18 protein-coding genes and 1 pseudogene are annotated in these 20,994 nt (G+C 54.4%); 10 read left to right on the forward strand and 9 right to left on the reverse strand.

The features are described from left to right. Positions 1 to 127: 127 nt before the first annotated feature. From ACQE3Y_RS07785 to ACQE3Y_RS07795, 3 genes are all read left to right on the forward strand, one after another. Positions 128 to 874, forward strand: coding sequence for a winged helix-turn-helix domain-containing protein (locus ACQE3Y_RS07785; protein ID WP_426973964.1), 747 nt, complete (start codon positions 128 to 130; stop codon positions 872 to 874). Next, positions 871 to 1,335 carry a hypothetical protein gene (locus ACQE3Y_RS07790; protein ID WP_426981311.1) on the forward strand — a complete coding sequence of 155 codons (465 nt, stop codon included), beginning with the start codon at positions 871 to 873 and terminating at the stop codon, positions 1,333 to 1,335. The genes ACQE3Y_RS07785 and ACQE3Y_RS07790 overlap by 4 nt, the downstream gene beginning before the upstream one ends. 422 nt (positions 1,336 to 1,757) lie before the next feature. Next, a complete protein-coding gene (locus ACQE3Y_RS07795) occupies positions 1,758 to 1,919 on the forward strand; it encodes a YnfU family zinc-binding protein (RefSeq protein ID WP_426981313.1) in 162 nt (53 codons plus the stop codon). Between the two features lie 159 nt (positions 1,920 to 2,078). Here ACQE3Y_RS07795 and ACQE3Y_RS07800 read toward each other — a convergent pair whose 3' ends face one another. Continuing rightward, positions 2,079 to 3,263, reverse strand: coding sequence for an NAD(P)/FAD-dependent oxidoreductase (locus ACQE3Y_RS07800; protein ID WP_426981315.1), 1,185 nt, complete (start codon positions 3,261 to 3,263; stop codon positions 2,079 to 2,081). Positions 3,264 to 3,504: 241 nt separating this feature from the next. Between ACQE3Y_RS07800 and pitA the strand changes: the two genes are divergently transcribed. After that, positions 3,505 to 5,004 (forward strand): inorganic phosphate transporter PitA, encoded by a 1,500-nt coding sequence (gene pitA / locus ACQE3Y_RS07805; protein ID WP_426974077.1) that lies wholly within the window; start codon positions 3,505 to 3,507, stop codon positions 5,002 to 5,004. 47 nt (positions 5,005 to 5,051) lie between these two features. On the opposite strand, the gene uspB is transcribed toward pitA, so the two are convergent. Then, positions 5,052 to 5,387 (reverse strand): universal stress protein UspB, encoded by a 336-nt coding sequence (uspB, locus tag ACQE3Y_RS07810; protein WP_085068755.1) that lies wholly within the window; start codon positions 5,385 to 5,387, stop codon positions 5,052 to 5,054. A gap of 316 nt (positions 5,388 to 5,703) precedes the next feature. Here uspB and uspA point away from each other — a divergent pair, with 316 nt between their 5' ends. Further along, positions 5,704 to 6,141 (forward strand): universal stress protein UspA, encoded by a 438-nt coding sequence (uspA, locus tag ACQE3Y_RS07815; protein WP_085068757.1) that lies wholly within the window; start codon positions 5,704 to 5,706, stop codon positions 6,139 to 6,141. Positions 6,142 to 6,464: 323 nt separating this feature from the next. On the opposite strand, the gene rsmJ is transcribed toward uspA, so the two are convergent. Together rsmJ and prlC are read right to left on the reverse strand one after the other, a co-directional pair. Next, a complete protein-coding gene (gene rsmJ, locus ACQE3Y_RS07820) occupies positions 6,465 to 7,217 on the reverse strand; it encodes a 16S rRNA (guanine(1516)-N(2))-methyltransferase RsmJ (protein ID WP_426973959.1) in 753 nt (250 codons plus the stop codon). Between the two features lie 8 nt (positions 7,218 to 7,225). Then, a complete protein-coding gene (gene prlC, locus ACQE3Y_RS07825; protein WP_426981317.1) occupies positions 7,226 to 9,268 on the reverse strand; it encodes an oligopeptidase A in 2,043 nt (680 codons plus the stop codon). 174 nt (positions 9,269 to 9,442) lie between these two features. On the opposite strand from prlC, the gene ACQE3Y_RS07830 reads away from it, so the two are divergent. Together ACQE3Y_RS07830 and ACQE3Y_RS07835 are read left to right on the forward strand one after the other, a co-directional pair. Then, complete coding sequence (locus ACQE3Y_RS07830) at positions 9,443 to 10,258, forward strand: CPBP family intramembrane glutamic endopeptidase (protein WP_426981319.1); 816 nt, start codon at positions 9,443 to 9,445, stop codon at positions 10,256 to 10,258. 102 nt (positions 10,259 to 10,360) lie between these two features. Next, positions 10,361 to 11,203: a 23S rRNA (adenine(2030)-N(6))-methyltransferase RlmJ gene (locus tag ACQE3Y_RS07835; RefSeq protein WP_250651435.1), complete on the forward strand. Its 843-nt coding sequence runs from the start codon at positions 10,361 to 10,363 to the stop codon at positions 11,201 to 11,203. Between the two features lie 97 nt (positions 11,204 to 11,300). Here the strand turns inward: ACQE3Y_RS07835 and rnz are convergent, their stop codons facing one another. Both rnz and ACQE3Y_RS07845 read right to left on the reverse strand, forming a co-directional pair. Further along, a complete protein-coding gene (rnz, locus tag ACQE3Y_RS07840; protein ID WP_426981321.1) occupies positions 11,301 to 12,212 on the reverse strand; it encodes a ribonuclease Z in 912 nt (303 codons plus the stop codon). Positions 12,213 to 12,216: 4 nt separating this feature from the next. Then, positions 12,217 to 12,387: pseudogene (locus tag ACQE3Y_RS07845) on the reverse strand (sigma 54-dependent transcriptional regulator); the annotation flags it as partial. Positions 12,388 to 12,533: 146 nt separating this feature from the next. Between ACQE3Y_RS07845 and ACQE3Y_RS07850 the strand changes: the two are divergent. Both ACQE3Y_RS07850 and gorA read left to right on the forward strand, forming a co-directional pair. After that, a complete protein-coding gene (locus ACQE3Y_RS07850) occupies positions 12,534 to 13,757 on the forward strand; it encodes an RtcB family protein (protein ID WP_426981323.1) in 1,224 nt (407 codons plus the stop codon). 163 nt (positions 13,758 to 13,920) lie between these two features. Next, a complete protein-coding gene (gene gorA / locus ACQE3Y_RS07855) occupies positions 13,921 to 15,273 on the forward strand; it encodes a glutathione-disulfide reductase (protein WP_426981325.1) in 1,353 nt (450 codons plus the stop codon). A 78-nt stretch (positions 15,274 to 15,351) separates the two neighbouring features. Here gorA and ACQE3Y_RS07860 read toward each other — a convergent pair whose 3' ends face one another. Continuing rightward, positions 15,352 to 17,178 (reverse strand): glycoside hydrolase family 15 protein, encoded by a 1,827-nt coding sequence (locus tag ACQE3Y_RS07860; protein ID WP_426973954.1) that lies wholly within the window; start codon positions 17,176 to 17,178, stop codon positions 15,352 to 15,354. 223 nt (positions 17,179 to 17,401) lie between these two features. Between ACQE3Y_RS07860 and adhP the strand changes: the two genes are divergently transcribed. Beyond that, positions 17,402 to 18,415 carry an alcohol dehydrogenase AdhP gene (adhP, locus tag ACQE3Y_RS07865; protein ID WP_426973953.1) on the forward strand — a complete coding sequence of 338 codons (1,014 nt, stop codon included), beginning with the start codon at positions 17,402 to 17,404 and terminating at the stop codon, positions 18,413 to 18,415. Between the two features lie 375 nt (positions 18,416 to 18,790). Here the strand turns inward: adhP and ACQE3Y_RS07870 are convergent, their stop codons facing one another. Both ACQE3Y_RS07870 and ACQE3Y_RS07875 read right to left on the reverse strand, forming a co-directional pair. Beyond that, entirely contained in the window at positions 18,791 to 20,176 is a 1,386-nt protein-coding gene (locus ACQE3Y_RS07870; protein WP_426981327.1) for a cation:proton antiporter, read from the reverse strand. Positions 20,177 to 20,378: 202 nt separating this feature from the next. Further along, entirely contained in the window at positions 20,379 to 20,882 is a 504-nt protein-coding gene (locus tag ACQE3Y_RS07875; RefSeq protein WP_426973951.1) for a TIGR00645 family protein, read from the reverse strand. Positions 20,883 to 20,994: the final 112 nt, after the last annotated feature.

Here is a 20,994-nt window from a genome sequence, read left to right on the forward strand (position 1 = left end):
TTCTGAGGCTTTATAAAGGGTTCATTTACTCCAAATATGGATTAAAAGGGCATGCACATTCTTATAAAAGCGTGATAATGTCTTAATCAACAGTAGCACGTAAATGACTAGCAAACAGGATGTGGCTATGGGTCCAGTTTATCTTATTCACGAATCTATTTATTTTTATCCAAAAAACCATAGGCTTGTCTGTCACTCTCAGGGGAAAGAAGATACTTCACTGACCCAGCCAGCAACAAAATGCCTTGAACTATTAATAAAAACTCATGGGCTGGTATCACAAAATGATCTGTATGATTATGCCTGGGGAGAAAACAGTCATAACGTTTCCCCCAATACGCTTTACCAAAACATTTCGCTAATCCGCAGGGCGCTAAAAAATATTATGCCTGGTGCAGATCGATGGATCATTACCGTACCTCGCAAAGGCTTTAGGTTTGATCACAGCATTTCCACCAAATTGCAGAGCACTGAAGAAATATTACCTGCCATTATCGCAGCCCCTACTTTCCGCATAGAGCCGCAAGGCAACGCTGCGCAGTTTAAGACATTAATCCCGGTTTCCTTTTTTTTGCTTTGCTGCAGCCTGCTTTTCTTTGTTAATTCGGTAAACGCTGACTTTAAAAAATTCATGGGAAGTTATGATAAGATAGCTGAATACGGTGCCTGCCAGCTCTATGTTTCTCGCAATGATTTGCCCCTGAAAGAGAAAATAGACAACACGCTAAGTCAATATATCGACTGCAAAGCTTATCCGCATGTTTATATCACCTACGATAGGTTTATTAAACATATCTCATTCTTCTCTTGCCAGAATCCACTTAACGAAGACAGGAGGTCCTGTACATCCTGGTCGTTAGGAAAAGCCATATGAAAAGCAAGATTAAGTTCATTGTGGCGATTTTATTAGTTATTGGCGTAGCTATCACTTACTTCACCGTTAATAACCGTGACCGTCACTTTTCCTGCCTGGTACAGCATCATGTTCAAAACAATGGCATGCGTGCAAATATGCTGATGCGTTTCTTTTTTGATGGTTCTTCTGGTTTCGTTATCATGAACGGCGAATTTATTGATGCTTCAGGCCATCATAAAGTATTAAGCAGAAAGGTTTTGTTTGATTTTACCGTCAATAATAATAACTATTTATTAACCTCAAAAGCCATTATCCCCTCAGCTTTTGATGAAGTTGATAATAAATCGTTAGTCTGGTTACTTGAGCGGTTTTATACCGATATCAAGCAGCCAGCGCAATATAATATTTATAGCGATGGTAAGGGTGGGCATATATTTATGAATGGTAACGTTCCTGTACTACTCTGCACCGGTACCTGAAGGAATCCTCTTAAGCGGCACCAACACTATTTTTCCTTTTCAGGCCCCGCAAATGCGCCTTATTACGGGGCCTGCTTTTTAGCTTCTTCAGTATGTCAGACCTGATAAATCAAATAAGGCTTTATCTTGTAAAGATCGCGTTCGCTGGCATTCAGGCTGTGATTAACAGAAGTCTGAAAAGGCAGAACAGAAATATCAGGAAGTGATGAGAGGAGTGTTTTACCCACGATTATAGGTGAGTAAAATTTAACCGCGCCTTTTGAAGCCGCAATTGGGCGGTTAAAAATTAAACATTAACGAAATCAACATATTGAAATTTAATTATTTTAATAATGGCTGCGTTAGCTTTTTTGCGCGTTGGGTAAATCACCTGATACGGCAGGATATGTGTTAAGGTTTATAAAACCCTTCGAGGATAAATGATGACGCACTTTCAATGGCTTTTGAATCTCATCAAAAGGCGGGAATCCGGCGTGCAATGTCCAGTCTGCAAGCGTTTCTCCAACCAGACCGCGCTAAAAAGATCGGTAGGCCACACTATGCTCTGTCCACACTGCAAATCACTTTTTGCGGGTAAGCGTTAAGCGATACAGTAACAAAGCAGGTCATTTTGCATGGCCCTAACGAAATAAAATTAACGTCTTACATTGACGTTGATTTTTGCTTATCGCACCGGATTAGCCGCTCTGCCTTTTACTGAGAATGATTTCACCGCTGTTTTTCAAAGACTCAGCAGCGCTATTTTACAGCGCCTGCGCGCAGGCCCAGGCGGAGCTCCAGGCCCACTGGAAGTTATAGCCGCCCAGCCAGCCGGTGACATCCACCACTTCACCGATAAAATAGAGACCGGGCACGTCACGCGCTTCCATGGTTTTCGAAGATAGCTGCGTGGTATCCACGCCGCCCAGCGTGACTTCTGCCGTACGGTAGCCTTCGGTGCCGTTGGGTTGCACACGCCAGGCATGCAGGTTTTCGATAAGCTCGCGTTGCTGCTTAGCGTTAAGCTGCTTTAGCGTCACCTCCGGTACAACGCCCAAGATCTGCAATACCTCCACCAGCCGCTTTGGCAGCGGCTTCGCCAGCGTATTTTTCAGGCTCTGATTCGGGCGCGCCTCCCGCTCCTCATTGATAAAAGCGTCGAGATCCTGTTCCGGTGAAAGATCGATGGTGACAAACTCGCCCGGCTGCCAGTAGCTGGAAATTTGCAGCACCGACGGCCCGGAAAGGCCACGATGGGTAAAAAGCATCGCCTCTTTAAAGCGCTTGCCGTTGGCTGCTTCAATCGTGGTGGGTAGCGAAACGCCCGACAACGTCTGTAGTTGTTCCAGTAGCGGCTTATGCAGCGTAAAGGGCACCAGCGCGGCGCGCGTGGGATAAACGCGCAGACCAAACTGCTCTGCCAGCCGATAGCCGAAAGGCGAGGCACCCAGTCCCGGCATTGACAGCCCGCCACTGGCGATAACCAGTTTATCGGCCCGCACTTCCGCCCCGTTGAGCTGGACAGCATAACCCGCCTCATCGCGGCTAACCGCCAGCACTTCGCTACGCAGCCGCAACGTTACGTGCCCTTTCTCACATTCCGCCATCAGCAGATCTACAATTTGTTGTGCCGAGTCATCACAAAAGAGTTGGCCAAGCGTTTTTTCGTGGTACGCGATACCGTACTGGTTAACCAGCGCAATAAAGTCCCACTGCGTATAGCGCGCCAGCGCCGATTTACAAAAATGAGGATTATGCGAGAGATAGGCCGCCGGTTCGGTATAAAGGTTAGTGAAGTTGCAGCGGCCGCCGCCGGACATCAGGATTTTGCGGCCCGGTTTTTTGCCGTTATCCAGCAGCAGCACACGTAGGCCGCGCTGCCCCGCCTGAGCCGCACAAAACAGCCCGGCAGCCCCTGCGCCAATGATGATAACGTCATACTTTTCCACTGCTCACTCCTGCCGACCGGGCAAAGACCGCGATTGTAATAGCTTGCTCTCGTCCAGGCCAGCGTAACCAAAGCGAACTGAAAGTAACATAATATAACTAACGGATTTGTTAGCTTTTTTACTGCCTGATGACGCGCGTTTTACACTTTTATGGCAAAAAAAGTCTAATTTTTCTTTCCCCAGGCGCGGTTTGTCGCTGATAATGCGCCGCGTTCATGTCCCCGAAAATGGCGTAACGCTTATGCTACATCTGTTTGCTGGCCTCGACTTTAATACCGGCCTGTTATTAGTGCTTGCTCTGCTGTTTGTCCTGTTCTACGAAGCCATTAATGGATTCCATGATACGGCTAACGCAGTTGCGACGGTAATCTATACGCGTGCGATGCGTGCGCAGCTGGCCGTAGTGATGGCTGGGGTTTTTAACTTTTTTGGTGTGCTGTTAGGTGGTTTGAGCGTTGCTTATGCCATTGTACATCTGCTTCCTACCGACCTGCTGTTGAATGTCGGTTCGGCGCACGGGTTGGCTATGGTCTTCTCCATGCTGCTCGCCGCTATTATCTGGAACCTGGGAACCTGGTATTTTGGTTTGCCTGCGTCCAGCTCCCATACGCTTATTGGCGCTATCATCGGTATTGGCCTGACCAACGCCCTGATCACCGGCACTTCCGTGGTGGATGCGCTCAATATCCCGAAAATGATCAATATTTTTGCTTCGCTGATCCTGTCGCCAATTATTGGCCTGGTGGTGGCGGGCGGATTGATCTTCCTGCTGCGCCGCTACTGGAGCAATACCAAAAAGCGTCGTCGTATTCATATGACGCCCGCCGATCGTGAAAAGGAAGACGGCAAGAAAAAGCCGCCGTTCTGGACGCGTATCGCGCTGATTATTTCCGCTATCGGCGTCAGCTATTCTCACGGCGCGAATGACGGACAGAAAGGCATCGGCCTGATTATGTTGGTGCTGATTGGCGTTGCCCCTGCAGGCTTCGTGATTAACATGAACGCCTCTGGCTATGATATTACGCGCACCCGCGACGCGGTAAACCATCTGGAGCAGTATTACAGCCAGCATGGCGATGCGCTGCAGCACGTGGTTGAGCTGACGCCGCCTGCACTGCCGACGCCGGAAGAAGTGCCGAACGGGCCGAAAGAGTTTCACTGCGATAGCTCACGGGCGCTGATTGCGATTAACCGTGCGCAGCTGCTGTTGAACAACCTTTCCAGCTACGATGCGCTTAGCGTTGAACAGCGCAGCCATCTGCGTCGTCTGCTGCTCTGTATTTCGGATACTGCTGAAAAAGCAGCCAGGATGCCGGATGTTAAGGCCGAAGATAAACGCTTCCTTGGCAAGCTGAAAGGCGATCTGCTGAATACCGTTGAGTATGCGCCGATCTGGATTATCGTGGCAGTGGCGCTGGCGTTGTCGCTCGGTACCATGTTTGGTTGGCGTCGTGTCGCCACCACCATCGGTGAGAAAATTGGTAAAAAAGGCATGACCTACGCACAGGGCATGTCAGCGCAGGTAACAGCGGCGGTGTCGATTGGCGTTGCCAGCTATACCGGGATGCCGGTCTCCACCACCCATATTCTGTCATCATCCGTGGCAGGCACCATGGTGGTTGATGGCGGCGGCGTTCAGAGCCGTACGATTAAAAGTATCGCTCTGGCGTGGGTGTTTACCCTGCCCATCTCGATTCTGCTTTCGGGCAGTCTCTACTGGATTGCGCTACAGCTGATCTGATGTCTCTGCGGGCCGGTTAATCCGGCCCGCTTCTTTTCTGATGGCGCTTAATGCCAAATCGCTAATCCCACCAGGCTGATGAAAACCAGAGCGCATAACGCGCTGGTCAAGACAAATTGCCCACGTACCCGCTCACAGCGGCGAATAAATTCTTCGTCATGATGATCGAGGTAGTACCGTTTCCAGATATAGCGCACCAGCCTGACTTGCTTACTCGGTTGACCGTGCGCGGTAAAGAAGCCAGCGCCGTCCACATACTGATAGAGCAACGGATCGCACCCGCGCAGCACAATCAATAACGCCCGCAACGAAGAAAAGTAGCGCGCCATATTTACCAAACAAACCACACACAAAGCCCAGAAAAGCGCGACGGTGCTAATCATGTTTCCCCTCCCGGCTTACAACTGCCGAAGCGTATGCAGCGGGGATACGCTGAATACGCCCCACCCTGATTCGCCAACCACCATTGAACCGGTCTGAATTATTCTGAACTGAAGAGCACGGTGTTCTGCACAAGCAGGACCGCTAAGATTTAGTGTAGGAGATGTGTTTAAAATTTTTCCAGCTTCGATTTTCATTAGGGCTGAAAAGCAGGTAAAACACTCCTTGATCCGGCTCGCAAAGCAGGCGTGCTGGCAGCACATTTGTTAACAACTGGCGCTATACTGACGCTATGTGACACATGGAAGGAGTTCCATCATGGCTTATAAACATATTCTGATTGCCGTTGATCTTTCACCAGAAAGTAAGCTGCTGGTTGAAAAAGCGGTTTCTCTGGCGCGCCCTTACGATGCCAAAATTTCCCTGATTCATGTGGATGTGAATTATTCCGATCTTTATACCGGTTTGATTGACGTTAATCTGGGTGATATGCAGAAGCGTATTTCTGAAGAGACGCATCATGCGCTGACTGAGCTGTCGCAGGGTGCCGGCTATCCGGTTAGCGAAACCCTGAGCGGCAGCGGCGATCTGGCGCAGGTGTTGGTTGAGGCGATTAAGAAATATGATGTGGATTTAGTGGTTTGCGGACATCATCAGGATTTCTGGAGCAAGCTGATGTCTTCTGCTCGCCAGCTAATTAATACTGTGCATATTGATATGCTGATTGTGCCGCTGCGCGATGAGGATGAAGAGTAAGCGTGGTGAAAGCAGTAGGCGTATAAGTTGCCTGGCCGCAAAAAATTGTGCATGCGAGAGTAGCAGGCGTGTAAGTTGTCTGGCTGCAAAAAATTGTGTATACGAAAGCAGTAGGCGTGTAAGTTGTCTGGCCGCAAAAAATCGTGCATGCGTGGGGCGTTCAGGCCGATCGCAAAGACGCAAAACGCGTTATCCCTGACAGCTCGGCCCGCGCCATCCCTGGCGCGGGACGCTTTACTCTTCTGCCTGAACGCCCCACGCTTTGAGTTAAGAGTCTATTTGTTCGATTAAAGGAACAAAACCTTACTACCTTTTTGACCCGTTTAGCCCACTAACGGCGGGTAAATATCAAAGCGATGGCTTTTGGTGGTGACCGCCGACTGGGTTGCCACGCCTGCCAGCGGCGGCGCATAGTCCGGGCGTTTTACCACCACCCGCTTTTTCGCCAGCTGGCGCGCAGGCAGCAGCAAGCCATCCGCATCATTATCCGCGCCCACCAGCGACTGAAACACGCGCATCTCTTTCTTCACCAGCGCGCTTTTCTGGCGATGCGGATACATGGGATCAAGGTAAACCACATCCGGCGCAGGCGTAATGGCCTCCAGCGCCGTCAGGCTTGAGGCATGCAGCAGCGTCAGCCGCTGCTGTAGCCAGCTGCCGATCTCCGCATCCTGATAGCCGCGACGCAATCCATCGTCCAGCAGCGCTGCTACCACCGGATGCCGCTCCAGCATTCGTACCCGACAGCCGATTGCGGCGAGCACAAAGGCATCGCGCCCTAACCCGGCGGTGGCGTCCACCACATCAGGCAGGTAATCCCCTTTGATACCGACCGCTTTGGCTACCGCCTCGCCGCGCCCGCCGCCGAAGCGACGTCGATGCGCCATCGCGCCGCCGACAAAGTCGACCCAGATGCCGCCCAGCTTTGGCTCATCGCGCTTGCGCAGTTCCAGGCGATCCGGCGTCATCACCAATGCCATCACCGCGTGTTCATCCTGCTCCAGCCCCCAGCGAGCGGCTAAAACAGATAAGGCACCGTCTCCGGTGCCTGATTCATCAACTAAAGCAATTTTCACGCCTGGCGTTATCCCTGAATACCGTAGTGTTCCAGCATCGCATCAAGCTGCGGCTCACGGCCACGGAAGCGTTTAAACAGCTCCATCGGCTCTTCAGAACCGCCGCGCGTCAGGATATTGTCCAGGAAAGACTGACCGGTTTCGCGGTTGAAAATGCCTTCTTCTTCGAAGCGAGAATACGCATCCGCTGCCAGCACATCCGCCCACAGATAGCTGTAGTAGCCTGCTGCGTAGCCGCCAGCAAAGATATGGCTGAAGGCGTGCGGGAAACGGCCCCATGCCGGGCTTGGCACTACCGCTACCTGTTTTTTCACTTCAGCCAGCGTTTCCAGAATCTGTGCGCCCTTAGCCGGATCGAACTCAGTATGCAGGCGGAAATCGAACAGGCCGAACTCCAGCTGACGCAGAATAAACAGCGCCGCCTGATAGTTTTTCGCCGCCAGCATTTTATCTAACAGTTCCTGCGGCAACGGCTCGCCGGTTTCATAGTGACCAGAGATAAACGCCAGCGCTTCCGGCTCCCAGCACCAGTTTTCCATAAACTGACTCGGCAGCTCAACAGCATCCCACGGTACCCCGCTGATGCCGGAAACGCCCGGGACATCCACTCGCGTTAACATATGATGCAGGCCGTGACCGAATTCATGGAACAGCGTGGTGACTTCATCATGCGTGAACAGCGCCGGTTTACCGTTGACCGGACGATTGAAGTTACAGGTCAGATAGGCGACCGGCTTTTGCAGGCTGCCGTCCGCTTTACGCATCATACCAACGCAGTCATCCATCCAGGCTCCGCCGCGCTTGTTTTCACGCGCATAGAGATCAAGATAGAAGCTGCCGCGCAGCTCGCCGCTTTCATCAAACAGGTCGAAGAAGCGCACATCCGGATGCCAGACATCCACATCTTTACGTTCTTTAGCGCTGATGCCGTAGATGCGTTTCACCACTTCAAACAAGCCGTTAACCGCGCGTTCCTCCGGGAAGTAAGGACGCAGTTGCTCATCGCTGATCGCGTACAGATGCTGTTTCTGCTTCTCGCCGTAATAAGTAATATCCCACGGCTGCAGTTCATCAATACCGTGCTGCTGTTTAGCAAAAGCGCGCAGACGCTCCAGCTCTTTTTCCGCCTGCGGACGCGCGCGCTGCGCCAGATCGTTGAGGAAATCAATGACCTGTGATGGGTTTTGCGCCATTTTGGTCGCCAGCGATTTATGGGCGTAAGAGTCAAAGCCCAGCAGCTGTGCCAGCTCGTGACGCAACGCCAGCTCTTCCGCCATAATCGGGCCGTTATCCCATTTACCGGCGTGCGGCCCCTGGTCAGAAGCGCGCGTCGCATAGGCGCGATACATCTCTTCACGCAGCGCCTGGTTATCGCAATAGGTCATCACCGGCAGATAGCTGGGAATATCCAGCGTCAGCAGCCAGCCTTCTTGCCCTTTGGCCTCCGCCTGCGCTTTGGCCGCCGCCAGCGCGCTTTCCGGCATTCCGGCCAGCTCGCTTTCGTCGGTGATCAGTTTGCTCCAGCCCATGGTCGCATCCAGCACGTTGTTGCTGTAAGTGGAGCCAAGCTCCGACAGACGCGCAGCGATTTCACCGTAGCGCTGCTGCTTCTCTTTCGGCAGACCAATACCTGACAGCTCGAAATCACGCAGCGCATTATCCACCGCTTTTTTCTGCTCCAGGCTTAGCGGCGCGTAGTTGTCGCCCTCTTTCAGGTTGCGATACGCCTGATACAGGCCTTCATGCTGACCGACCCAGGTGCTGTATTCAGAGAGCAGCGGCAGCGTCTGTTCGTAAGCCTGACGCAGCGCCGGGCTGTTTTTGACTGAGTTAAGGTGACTTACCGGTGAGAAAATACGGCCCAGACGATCGTCCACCTCCGCCAGCGGCTGACACAGGTTTTCCCAGCTGTAGGGCGCTCCCTGAGCCACCACTTTTTCTACCGTTTCGCGGCACGCCGCCAGCGCCTGCTCAACGGCAGGTACGACATGTTCCGGCTGTATGGCAGAGAAAGGGGGAAGAGTAAATGGCGTCAATAATGGATTGGTCATCGCGCAGTCCTTTAAGTTTGATGTGGGCGCGCACGGGCGCAATATGACTAACATGCGGTTAAGCCGCCCGAAAATCAATGGGCGCGCCCGCTGCTTTAGCGTTACTGATCTGAATTAGTCAGTTTGTTATAGTCTCTCTCCCGTTGATTGTTGATACTTAAGGATGAGAACATCATGTGGTATGTACTGGCGGCGGCGCTCCTGGCGCTTCTGTTTTTCCGCCCCGCTGTGAAACCTTTGCTGCTGGTTGCTCTGGCGCTGGCCTTTTGGCAACAAACGCTGCTGTGGCCGGGTCTGCTGCTGCTGGCTGGGCTGGCGTTGACGGCGTTGATACGCAAAAACTTTGCGCACCATTCGCGTCTGATGCCGGTACTGGAGGCGATTCTGGTCGCCGGTGCCGTGGCGCTAACGCTTCATCTTGTGCCCGGCTTCAATAATCCGCCCATCGTCATGAAACAGCAGGCAGGCCCGCTTAGCGCGCCTTTTACATTTTACTACAACCTCGATAAAGCGCTGGTGCCCTTCATTTTGCTGGCCTGTTTGCCTACCCTGGTGCAGGCGCCTGCGTCCGCGCCGCGCTGGCGTTTCGCCTGGCCTGCGCTGATCGCCGCTATTCCGGCTCTGCTGTTACTGGCTACGCTGGCAGGTGGGTTGCGCATTGAACCGCACGCGCCCGCATGGCTTGGCGAATTTATGCTGGCAAACCTGTTTTTCGTGTCGCTGGCGGAGGAAGCGCTGTTCCGCGCCTGGCTGCAGCAGCGACTGAGCCAGTGGATTGGCCGCTGGCCGGGTTTGCTGATTGCCGCGCTGCTGTTTGGCCTGGCGCATATTGCCGGCGGCCCGCTGCTGATTTTCTTCGCCACGCTGGCTGGCATTGTTTACGGTCTGGCCTGGCAATGGAGCGGCCGGCTATGGGTCGCGACGCTGGTGCATTTTGCCTTTAACCTGACGCATCTGCTGCTGTTTACTTACCCCGTACTGCAACGCTAGCCGAGTATTTTTATCGGCGTCCAGCTATACTAGCCACAGTTTCCGCCGGAGCGTCCATGCTCCGGCCTCATTTCATCAGGCATCACCGGATACATTGTTTATATGCTTAGTTACCGTCACAGTTTTCACGCTGGCAATCATGCGGATGTGCTGAAGCACACCGTACAAAGCCTGATCATCACCGCGCTGAAAGAGAAAGAAAAACCGTTTCTTTATCTCGATACGCACGCTGGCGCTGGCCGTTATTTGCTGAGCGGCGAACACGCGGAGCGTACCGGTGAATATCTGGAAGGAATTGCCCGCGTCTGGCAGCAGGACGATCTGCCGGAAGAGCTGGCTCCTTATATCAGCTGCGTAAAAGCGCTTAATCGTGGGCCGGGCCTGCGCTATTACCCTGGCTCGCCGCTGATTGCCCGCCACCTGCTGCGTGAAGATGACAAGCTGGAGCTGACGGAGCTGCATTCCAGCGATTTTCCTCTGCTGCGCAGCGAATTTCAGAAAGACAGTCGCGCCCGCCTGGCCCGTGCCGATGGCTATCAGCAGCTTAAAGCCAAGCTGCCGCCGCCATCGCGCCGTGGTTTGATTCTGATTGACCCGCCTTATGAGATGAAAAGCGATTATCAGGCGGTGGTGAAAGGGATTCAGGAAGGCTACCGTCGCTTCAGTACCGGCGTTTTCGCCCTGTGGTATCCGGTGGTGCTGCGTCAGCAGATCAAGCGCATGGTGCACGATCTGGAAGCGACCGGCATCCGCCGTATTTTGCAGATTGAGCTGGCGGTACGCCCGGACAGCGATCGCTTCGGCATGACCGGATCCGGCATGATCGTGGTTAACCCGCCGTGGAAACTGGAACAGCAAATGCGCGACCTGCTGCCCTGGCTGCACCGCGTGCTGGTACCGGCAGGCACTGGCCACACCAGCGTTAACTGGATCACCCCGGAATAAGCGCAGGGCCAGGTGGTGCCGCTATCAATAGCGCGTTTCGCCTTTTACCATCGGCCTGTCCATCTGGCGCGCGCGTCAGATGGACAAAGCGCTTTCGCTACAGATTAAATACCGCAAAATCGCGCGCCAGCTCGGTGGCGGGGAATATTGCCTGGCACTCCGCCAGTAGCCGGGGCATATCCTCAAAACGATAGCGTGAGCTAAAGTGAGTGGCGATAAAGCGCTTTGCGCCTGCGTCTCTGGCCACGGTTGCTGCCTGCACGGTAGTGGAGTGTCCCCGACCATTGGCTTTTTCCTCCATCGCCGCCTCCAGCGTGGCTTCGTGCACCATCACGTCCACTTCAGCCGCCAGCGCCAGCGCGGTTTCCACCGGCGCGGTATCGCCGAATATCGCCAGCTTTTTTCCCGGCGTGGCGGGGCCCAGGTAATCACGTCCGTTAATTACCCGCCCGTCTTCAAGCGTAACGATCTCACCCTGTTTCAGCTGCTGAAACCAGGGGCCGCGCGGCACATTGTCCGCCTTAAGCCGCTGAGCATCGAGAAAGCCCGGTTTATCATGCTCTTCAATACGATAGCCAAAACAGGGCAGAACATGATTTAACGGATAAGCGGTGACTTTGAATTTGCCATTATCAAATACCTCTCCCGCCTCGATCTCAACGATCTCAAGCGGATAGGTAACAAAGGATCCGCTCAGGCTAAGCGTGGTCTCCACGAAGGTTTTCAGGCCCGCCGGGCCGTACAGCGTCAGCGGCTCGCTGATGCCGCCCATGGAGCGGCTGGTCAGCAGCCCGGGCAGACCGAAAATATGGTCGCCATGCAGGTGGGTAATAAAAATTTTATCCAGCTTGCCTGGCTTAAGCGCGCTGCGCATAAACTGATGCTGCGTCGCTTCGCCGCAGTCAAATAGCCAGTAGTCGCCCCGACGCGATAAGGTCAGGGCGATAGCGGTAACGTTACGCTGCAGGCTTGGCGTTCCGGCACCGGTGCCAAGAAAAGTCAGTTGCATAGGATTAACCTTGTTGATGTTGAATGGCTTCCCAGCTCAGCCCGAAGCGGGCCTGGTATTTACATAGCCGATCGGCATCGTTCGGCTGCTTCTTTTGCTGGCGCGAAACAGCAAACAGCTTACGTCCCGCTTCTCACAGGCTGGCGGATTGCTGGCAGATCGTCAACACCGTTTCCCGCCGATCGTTATTCTGTGCATCCTTTATGCTTATTTATAAATCTTTATTCGCAAGCCTGCTGTTAACCAGAAATGTAACCCTGTTTAAGGCCGCCAGCACATCGCTTCCGTACGCCTGAAACAGCAGCCAGAAGGAAACGCACAATGAAATCGCAATATCAGGTGTTATCAGCGCCCAACAGCGCGCCGGTAAAAATGTGGACCAATGGCGTACCGGTAGAGCCGGAGGCGCGTAATCAGCTGCTGAATACGGCAAAAATGCCTTTCATCTTCAAACATCTGGCAGTGATGCCCGATGTCCATTTAGGCAAAGGTTCCACTATCGGCAGCGTTATTCCAACGCGTGGTGCCATTATTCCGGCGGCGGTCGGCGTTGACATCGGCTGCGGCATGATCGCGGTGTGTACTTCGCTGGCCGCTGGTGACCTGCCCGAAAATCTCTACGGCATCCGCAGCGCCATTGAGCGCGCGGTTCCACATGGCCGCACCAGCAACCGCTCCGGCAACGATAAAGGCGCCTGGAAACGCGCGCCGGATATTGTGGATCAACACTGGGCCACTTTACAGAAGGGATTCAGGCGCATTACCGATAAGTATCCGGCGCTGCTGAAAACCAATAATTACGCCCATCTTGGCACGCTCGGCACCGGCAACCATTTTATTGAACTCTGTCTGGACGAAGCGGACCGCGTGTGGGTCATGCTGCACAGCGGCTCACGTGGCGTAGGCAACGCCATCGGCACCCTGTTTATTCAACTGGCGCAGCAGGATATGCGTCAGCATATCGCTAACCTGCCGGATCGCGATCTCGCCTGGTTTGCTGAAGGCAACCCGCATTTCGACGATTATATCGAGGCGGTCGGCTGGGCACAGGACTACGCGCGTCATAACCGCGAGATAATGATGCAGCAGGTGCTGGCGGCGCTGTCACGGGAAATCACCAAACCCTTCAGCGCCACGGCGGAAGCGGTTAACTGCCACCATAACTATGTGCAGCGCGAAAAGCATTTTGGCGAACAGGTGCTGGTGACCCGCAAAGGCGCGGTATCGGCCCAACGCGGCGAGATGGGGATTATTCCCGGCTCGATGGGCGCGAAAAGCTTTATCGTGCGCGGGCTGGGCAATGAAGAGAGCTTTTGCTCATGCAGCCATGGCGCTGGGCGCACCATGAGCCGCACCGCCGCTAAAAAACGCTTTACCGTGGCCGACCAGCAGCGTGCCACCGCCCATGTAGAGTGCCGCAAAGACAGCGATGTGATTGATGAAATTCCCATGGCCTACAAGGATATCGATGCGGTGATGGCAGCGCAGTCTTCGCTGGTGGAAATCGTGCACACCCTGCGTCAGGTGGTCTGTGTTAAAGGGTAAAAAAACACGGCTATCAACACGCTCAGCGGATAACGCCGGCTAAAAGCGCCTGGCTGCACAAAAAGACGGCTCCTGTTGCAATCATAGGCGCAAACTTTGCGGGAAATCACCGAGTAACGGTACACTGACGCCAGTTTTCTTTTCTTACTTTGGAGTTCGCTCAATGACCCGACATTATGATTATCTTGCTATTGGCGGCGGCAGCGGCGGGATTGCATCCATTAACCGTGCGGCAATGTATGGGCAGAAATGCGCCCTGATCGAAGCCAAAGAGCTGGGTGGTACCTGCGTCAACGTAGGCTGCGTACCGAAAAAAGTGATGTGGCATGCGGCTCAGATTGCTGAAGCGATCCATAACTACGGCCCTGATTACGGTTTCGATACCACCGTGAATAACTTTAGCTGGCAGACGGTGGTAAAAAACCGTACGGCCTATATCGACCGCATTCATACCTCATACGAAACGGTGCTGGGCAAAAACAACGTAGACGTGATTAAAGGTTTCGCCCGTTTTGTTGATGCCCATACGGTAGAAGTGAATGGTGAGAAAATCACCGCCGACCATATCCTGATCGCCACCGGTGGACGTCCGGTTCAGCCGACGATCCCGGGCGCGGAATATGGCATTAACTCTGACGGCTTTTTTGAGCTGGATGAGATGCCGAAGCGCACCGCTGTGGTGGGTGCGGGCTATATCGCGGTTGAGATCGCGGGCGTGCTAAATGCGCTGGGCTCAGAAACCCACCTGTTCGTGCGTAAAGATGCGCCGCTGCGTCAATTCGATCCGCTACTCAGCGAAACGCTGGTTGAAGTGATGAATGCCGAAGGTCCCACGCTGCACACCCAGTCGGTGCCAAAAGCGGTAGTGAAAAACAGCGACGGCAGCCTGACGCTGCAGCTGGAAAACGGCCAGGAACACACCGTTGATTGCCTGATTTGGGCCATTGGCCGTGAACCGGCGACCGATAATCTGAACCTGGCCGTGACCGGCGTCGCGCTGAATGAAAAAGGCTATATCCAGGTTGATAAATTCCAGAACACCAGCGTCTCCGGCATTTATGCCGTTGGCGATAACACCGGCGCGGTTGAGCTGACCCCGGTTGCGGTGGCTGCAGGCCGTCGTCTCTCCGAGCGTCTGTTTAACAACAAGCCTGATGAACATCTGGATTACAGCAATATCCCAACCGTGGTATTCAGCCATCCGCCGATCGGCACCGTTGGCCTGAGCGAGCCGCAGGCACGCGAGCAGTATGGCGACGAGGCGGTAAAAGTCTATAAGTCATCCTTTACCGCGATGTACACCGCCGTTACGCAGCATCGCCAGCCGTGCCGTATGAAGCTAGTTTGCGTCGGCCCGGAAGAAAAAATCGTGGGTATTCACGGTATTGGCTTCGGCATGGATGAAATGCTGCAGGGCTTCGCAGTAGCGTTGAAAATGGGCGCCACCAAGAAAGACTTTGATAACACCGTTGCGATTCACCCCACCGCAGCGGAAGAGTTTGTCACCATGCGCTAAGCATCTTAACGGCTCACATAAGAGGGGAGCCGTTATTATTGATAAACCGCCTGCAACCAGGCGGTTATGCGCTTTTACTTACACGCGTTCTCCCGACTTATCCTCCGCAAGCGCCTTTGCGGCACACACCAGCGACAGATGACTCAGCCCCTGCGGCATATTGCCCAGCCAGCTTTTAGTGTGCGTATCGAACATCTCATTGAAAATCTCAATATTGCCGCGTTGACACAGCTGCTCAAGGATCTCATCCATAGTGCGCCGCGCCTCTTGCCGTTGACCCAGCTCCGCCAGCGCCTCTACCAGCCAGAAGGCGCAGGCGACGAAAGTGGCTTCCTCTTTTTCCACATCCGAATAGCGATAAAGCATCACGCCGCCGTGACCCAGCTCCTCGCGTATCTGCGTCAGGGTCGATAACATTCGCTGCGGATTGACTTTACTGCCGTAATAATGGGTCAGCGCAACGGCGGCATCCAGCCGCTCGCTCCCGGCATAGAAAGTGTAAGCCTGACGCTTTTCCGACCAGCAGTGCGTTTCGATCCAGTCGCGAATGCGATCCCGTTCACGTTCCCAGCGTTGCAGCCAGGTCGGCTCAATATGATCATCCCGCGCCAGCTCTACCGCCTGATCGAGCGCCAGCCAGCAGGCCATTTTGGAATGCGTATAGTGCTGCTCTTCCGGCAGCTCCCAGATACCGGAATCCTTTTGCCGCCAGCCGTCGGCGCAGTGATTCGCCAGTTTGCCCAGCAAGCGTGAGGTAGAGAGATCCAGCACGTGCCCCGCCTGGATAAACAGCCGCGCGGTCGCCAGCATATCGCCATACATACTCAGTTGAACCTGATCGCGCGCGTTATTGCCTACCCGCACCGGCTGCGTTCCCTGATAGCCCTCCAGCGGCGGAATGCGTTCTTCCGGCACCTGCCCGCCTTCCAGCGTATAGCAGGCGCGCAGGCCGCCATCATGTCGCCGTATGGTGGCCGATAGCCAGGAAAAGGCCGCTTTACAATCTTCCAGCGAGCCAAGATAGACAAACGCCTTGATGATCAGACAGGCATCACGGATCCAGGCGTAGCGATAATCGTAATTTTTGTCGTTGCCGAGCTTTTCCGGCAGCGAGCTGGTGGCGGCAGCGGCCAGCGCACCGGTTGGCGAATACCAGAGAAATTTCAGCGCCAGCGCCGAGCGACGCACATGATTATCGTAAGGGCCATCCCAGCTCAGGCCGTCCGCCCAGTCGCGCCAGGCGATGTGGCTGGTCTCAATCCGTTCGTCGATTTTCTCCGGTGCCGGGATCGCCAGCGGTTCGCGTTCGGTGGTGACTAACGCCACCAGCGTGCGGGAATCAGGTGAGGCGGTAAAGGTGGCAGTAAAGCGCTCATCGCCGCATTCATTAATCTGTACATCATCCGTCAGGCGCAGCATCGCCATCAGTTCGCCAACGTGATAAACCGGATGACCGTTGATGCGCTTTTGCCAGGGCGAACAGGTCTCCGCGCGCGTGCCGGGCTGAAAAATTATCTGCATCTCAACGTTTCCGCTGATGCCTTCCACGCGACGCGCCAGCTCATTCCACGGCAGCCGTCCCGCCAGCGTACTGTTCAGTGATTCCGTTATCAGCACTTCGCCCGTTTTTGTCTGGTAGCGCGTCTCCAGCACATTGCTGTTTTCGCGATAGCTGCGCTGCATTTGCCATTCTCCCTTCGGCGCCACCTGGAAATAGCCGCCCGTCCCGGCGTCCAGAATGCGATCGAACAGCGGCGGCGAATCCATATTCGGCGCGCACCACCAGTCGATCGCTCCGTCAGGCGCAATCAATGCAACGGAACGTCCTTCGCCAATCGCGGCGTAGTCGCCCAGCCCGGCATAACCTTTTTGCCTGGCGGGAGAGTGATAAGTCATGTTTTTCACAGGCGATGTTTTCCTTTTCTGGATAGCGGTACAGGCTCGCATAAACGGTTTTAACATCGTTACGACACCAGTTCCGCGCTACGCTGGAAGGGTCTTTAAAGCGTAGTACACCAGTGATCGTTGTCACATCCTGCTCAAACGCATTGTTCCGTATAACTCTTACCAGGTAGCATAGGGCGACAGCAAGAAGGATTTATGTTCTCTCATTAATGGAGTATTCAGCATGAAAGCAGCCGTTGTAACTAAAGATCATCGCGTAGCCGTAGTAGAGAAAACGCTGCGCGCGCTGGAACATGGCGAAGCTCGTCTGAAAATGGAATGCTGTGGCGTTTGCCATACCGATTTGCATGTAAAGAATGGAGATTTCGGCGATACCACTGGCATCACGCTGGGCCATGAAGGGATTGGGATCGTAGAAGAGGTCGGGCCGGGCGTAACCTCGCTCAAACCCGGCGACCGCGCCAGCGTTGCCTGGTTTTATCAGGGCTGCGGTCACTGTGAATATTGCAACAGCGGTAATGAGACGCTGTGCCGCGAAGTTAAAAATGCGGGCTATAGCGTCGATGGCGGCATGGCGGAAGAGTGCATTGTGGTGGCCGATTACGCGGTTAAGGTGCCAGATGGCCTCGATCCTGCCGCAGCCAGCAGCGTGACCTGTGCAGGCGTCACCACCTATAAAGCGGTGAAAGTTTCCGGTATCCGTCCGGGCAAATGGATTGTGATTTACGGCCTGGGTGGCCTGGGTAACCTGGCGCTGCAGTACGCGAAAAATGTCTTCAATGCCAAAGTGATCGCGGTGGATATCAATGACGAACAGCTCGCCTTCGCCAGTGAGATGGGCGCGGACATGGTAATTAACTCACGTACTGAAGATGCGGCGAAAGTGATTCAGGAACGCGTGGGTGGCGCACATGCGGCAGTGGTGACCGCCGTGGCGAAATCCGCCTTTAACTCAGCGGTAGATGCCATGCGTGCCGGTGGCCGCATTGTCGCCGTTGGCCTGCCGCCGGAATCGATGAGCCTGAATATACCGCGTCTGGTGCTGGATGGTATTGAGGTTGTTGGCTCGCTGGTGGGCACCCGCGAAGATCTGGCCGAGGCCTTTCAGTTTGCTGCCGAAGGCAAGGTGGTGCCGAAAGTGCAGCGCCGCGCTATTGAGGAAATCAACGAGATCCTGCATGAGATGGAGGAAGGTAAAATCCGTGGCCGCATGGTAATCGATTTTACTCGCTCATAACCCTCTGGTCCGGCGCGCCTGTTGCGCCGGGCCCTGTTGCGCCGGGCCCTTTAAATCATTTCTGTTACCAGCGGTCGACGACGATGCCGGTAACACTGCCGTTGCGACTCTAGCCAGTCGGTCTTGATTGAAAACACGCTGGCACCGGCTGCCAGAAGAAAACGCCAACGGCTTATCAGGCTTTAATTCCGTTAATTTCCAACGTCAAGCCCACAGAAGACAAGGCAACGGGCAACCCGCTCCGTTATAAAAACAGAGCGTAAGTAAACGTCGGGATGTACCCTTAAAGACCGACGCCGAACAGCGTCGCGAACCGGGGTTTAGCGCAAAAAATGTGATCGCCGTCAGCCTTATTTAACCTGATCCGGTGGTTTTTTACTCTCGCCGCGTCTGCTCTTCCTGCTGTTTCTGCTCTTCCGCTTTGCGACGCGCCTGCTGCCAGGCCTGCCGACGATTAAGCAGCGGCGTGACCGTAACACCATGGATCACTACGCTGGCGGCAACCAGCGTTAAGGCCATATCAACCATCGCGTCGGCCTGCGGGCCGGACATGCCATGCACCCAGGCGTAAGCGATATAGTTAATACTGCCGATGCCGCGAATACCCAGCCAGCCAATCAGTATGCGCCGTCCAACAGGTATTCCGGTGCCGATAGTGGCGATCCATACCGCCAGCGGGCGGATAAACAGAAACAGAATAGCCGCCAGCAGCAGGCCGGTACTGTTCCAGTGCAGCGCCAGCGTAACGCCCAGCACCACCACCATCAGCGCCGCCAGCAAGCGTTCGACCGTGTCGCCAAACGATAGCGCATCCCCCACGACCAGCCCTACCGTATGCGCCGGCGTATAATCCTGCTGCTGCACATGACGCTGGTTGGGATTCACCAGCAGTTCGGCGGGTGGGATACGTTCGTTTTCCGGTTGCTGCTCAGGCGGGAAAGTTCGCATGACGTGGATCTCAGCGCGGCGTAACCCTACGCCCGCCGCAAAGGCCGCCAGGAAGCCGGAGGCTTCAACATACTGCGCCGCCGCATAGGTAATGGCGATCAGCGCCAGCGTCAGAAAATCGTTCGGTGCGGTATCGCTGTTCACGGTTCGCAGCCGGGTCGCCACAATGCCAACGATGCGACCAAAGCTGTAGCCAATCAGCGTGCCCATCCCAATCGCCCACAGCACATCTTTGGCCAGCCAGTGACCAAAGAAACCGGCTGAAAGCGGCTCGGTGTTATGAAACAGCAGCAGCGCCAGCATCAGCAGCGGCAGCGCCGAGCCGTCGTTTAATCCCGCCTCGCTGGAGAGCGCGACACGCAACTCATCCTCATCACCCGCGTGGTTAACGGAGATCAGGCTGGCCAGCACTGGATCCGTTGGCGCGACAATAGCCGCAAACGCCAGCGACAGCGGCCAGGAGAAGCCAGCAATCAGATGAATGACCACCATCATTCCCAGTACCGTCAATAACATGGCGGGAAACGCCAGAAGCAATCCATCACGCCAGTTGGCGAGCCGCTGCGGCAGACGCAGCTTCAAACCGGTAATAAACAGCGAGGCGGCCATGGTGATTTCAGTGATATGCGCGGTTAGCTCAGGATGGCTTAACAGATCGAGCGAGACAAAGTTGAGTACCCAGGGACCAAACAGAATGCCGATCAGCAGAAACAGGCCGAAAGAGGTCACCGGCCCCCGGTGGATCCAGCCCGATGCCAGAGACATAATTAAGAGCAACCCGCCGCTGGTAGCGGTCCAGGCAAGGAAATCCATATTACTCCTGTGATAGTGACTAATGAGTAGATTAAGCCTGGCATATATCGTTGGTTGACGCGGGGAAATGCTTTACGGTGAGTAACAACAAGGTCGGATGCGTTGGTGCGCTATTTCATGTGCAGGGGCGATCAAGAAAAAGCCATGCCGGGCGGCATGGCTTCGGTACAGCGATCAACAGCGGCGACAAAGGTGCGGCTAATCAGTGGCCTTTCTTATCCTGACGCGTGATGTAATCGAGCCAGCCCATAAGAAAAGCTGAAAAAACAAAGGTCAGATGAATAATGACGTACCACATGAGCTTATCGTTAGCGACATGTCGCGCCTCCATAAATACCCGCAGTAGGTGAATGGAAGAGATCGCCACGATGGATGCCGCCACTTTGTTTTTCAGCGAACCGGAATCCATTTTCCCCAGCCAGCTCAGTTTCTCTTTATGCTCGTCAATATCGAGCTTAGACACAAAGTTTTCATAACCGGAAAGCATCACCATCACCAGTAATCCGCCGACCAGCGTCATATCCACCAGCGACAGCAGCAGCAGAATCAGATCGTTCTCTGCAATATCCAGAATATTGGGCAGCAGATGGATAATTTCCTGAAAAAACTTAATTGTCAGCGCCAGCAGCCCCAGCGATAAACCAATATAAACGGGTGCCAGCAGCCAGCGCGATGCGTACATCAGGTTTTCGGTGAAACGTTCCATACAGTCCAGTCAATTGATTAACAAGATGCTCAGTATATACCCGACATCCTTCACGTTGCATATAACGTTGGCTTTGTTTACCTGCTTCAGTCACTGACTCATGTAAGCCCCC

It is taken from the genome of Pantoea sp. FN0305 (assembly GCF_050113845.1).
GTDB lineage: Bacteria > Pseudomonadota > Gammaproteobacteria > Enterobacterales > Enterobacteriaceae > Mixta > Mixta alhagi.

Bases quoted from the DNA above. Each gene is read 5' to 3' on its own strand.
- ACQE3Y_RS07785 (WP_426973964.1), top strand. From the start codon at position 128: ATGGGTCCAGTTTATCTTATTCACGAATCTATTTATTTTTATCCAAAA.
- ACQE3Y_RS07790 (WP_426981311.1), top strand. From the start codon at position 871: ATGAAAAGCAAGATTAAGTTCATTGTGGCGATTTTATTAGTTATTGGC.
- ACQE3Y_RS07795 (WP_426981313.1), top strand. From the start codon at position 1,758: ATGACGCACTTTCAATGGCTTTTGAATCTCATCAAAAGGCGGGAATCC.
- pitA (WP_426974077.1), top strand. From the start codon at position 3,505: ATGCTACATCTGTTTGCTGGCCTCGACTTTAATACCGGCCTGTTATTA.
- uspB (WP_085068755.1), bottom strand. From the start codon at position 5,387: ATGATTAGCACCGTCGCGCTTTTCTGGGCTTTGTGTGTGGTTTGTTTG.
- uspA (WP_085068757.1), top strand. From the start codon at position 5,704: ATGGCTTATAAACATATTCTGATTGCCGTTGATCTTTCACCAGAAAGT.
- prlC (WP_426981317.1), bottom strand. From the start codon at position 9,268: ATGACCAATCCATTATTGACGCCATTTACTCTTCCCCCTTTCTCTGCC.
- ACQE3Y_RS07830 (WP_426981319.1), top strand. From the start codon at position 9,443: ATGTGGTATGTACTGGCGGCGGCGCTCCTGGCGCTTCTGTTTTTCCGC.
- ACQE3Y_RS07835 (WP_250651435.1), top strand. From the start codon at position 10,361: ATGCTTAGTTACCGTCACAGTTTTCACGCTGGCAATCATGCGGATGTG.
- rnz (WP_426981321.1), bottom strand. From the start codon at position 12,212: ATGCAACTGACTTTTCTTGGCACCGGTGCCGGAACGCCAAGCCTGCAG.
- ACQE3Y_RS07850 (WP_426981323.1), top strand. From the start codon at position 12,534: ATGAAATCGCAATATCAGGTGTTATCAGCGCCCAACAGCGCGCCGGTA.
- gorA (WP_426981325.1), top strand. From the start codon at position 13,921: ATGACCCGACATTATGATTATCTTGCTATTGGCGGCGGCAGCGGCGGG.
- adhP (WP_426973953.1), top strand. From the start codon at position 17,402: ATGAAAGCAGCCGTTGTAACTAAAGATCATCGCGTAGCCGTAGTAGAG.
- ACQE3Y_RS07870 (WP_426981327.1), bottom strand. From the start codon at position 20,176: ATGGATTTCCTTGCCTGGACCGCTACCAGCGGCGGGTTGCTCTTAATT.
- ACQE3Y_RS07875 (WP_426973951.1), bottom strand. From the start codon at position 20,882: ATGGAACGTTTCACCGAAAACCTGATGTACGCATCGCGCTGGCTGCTG.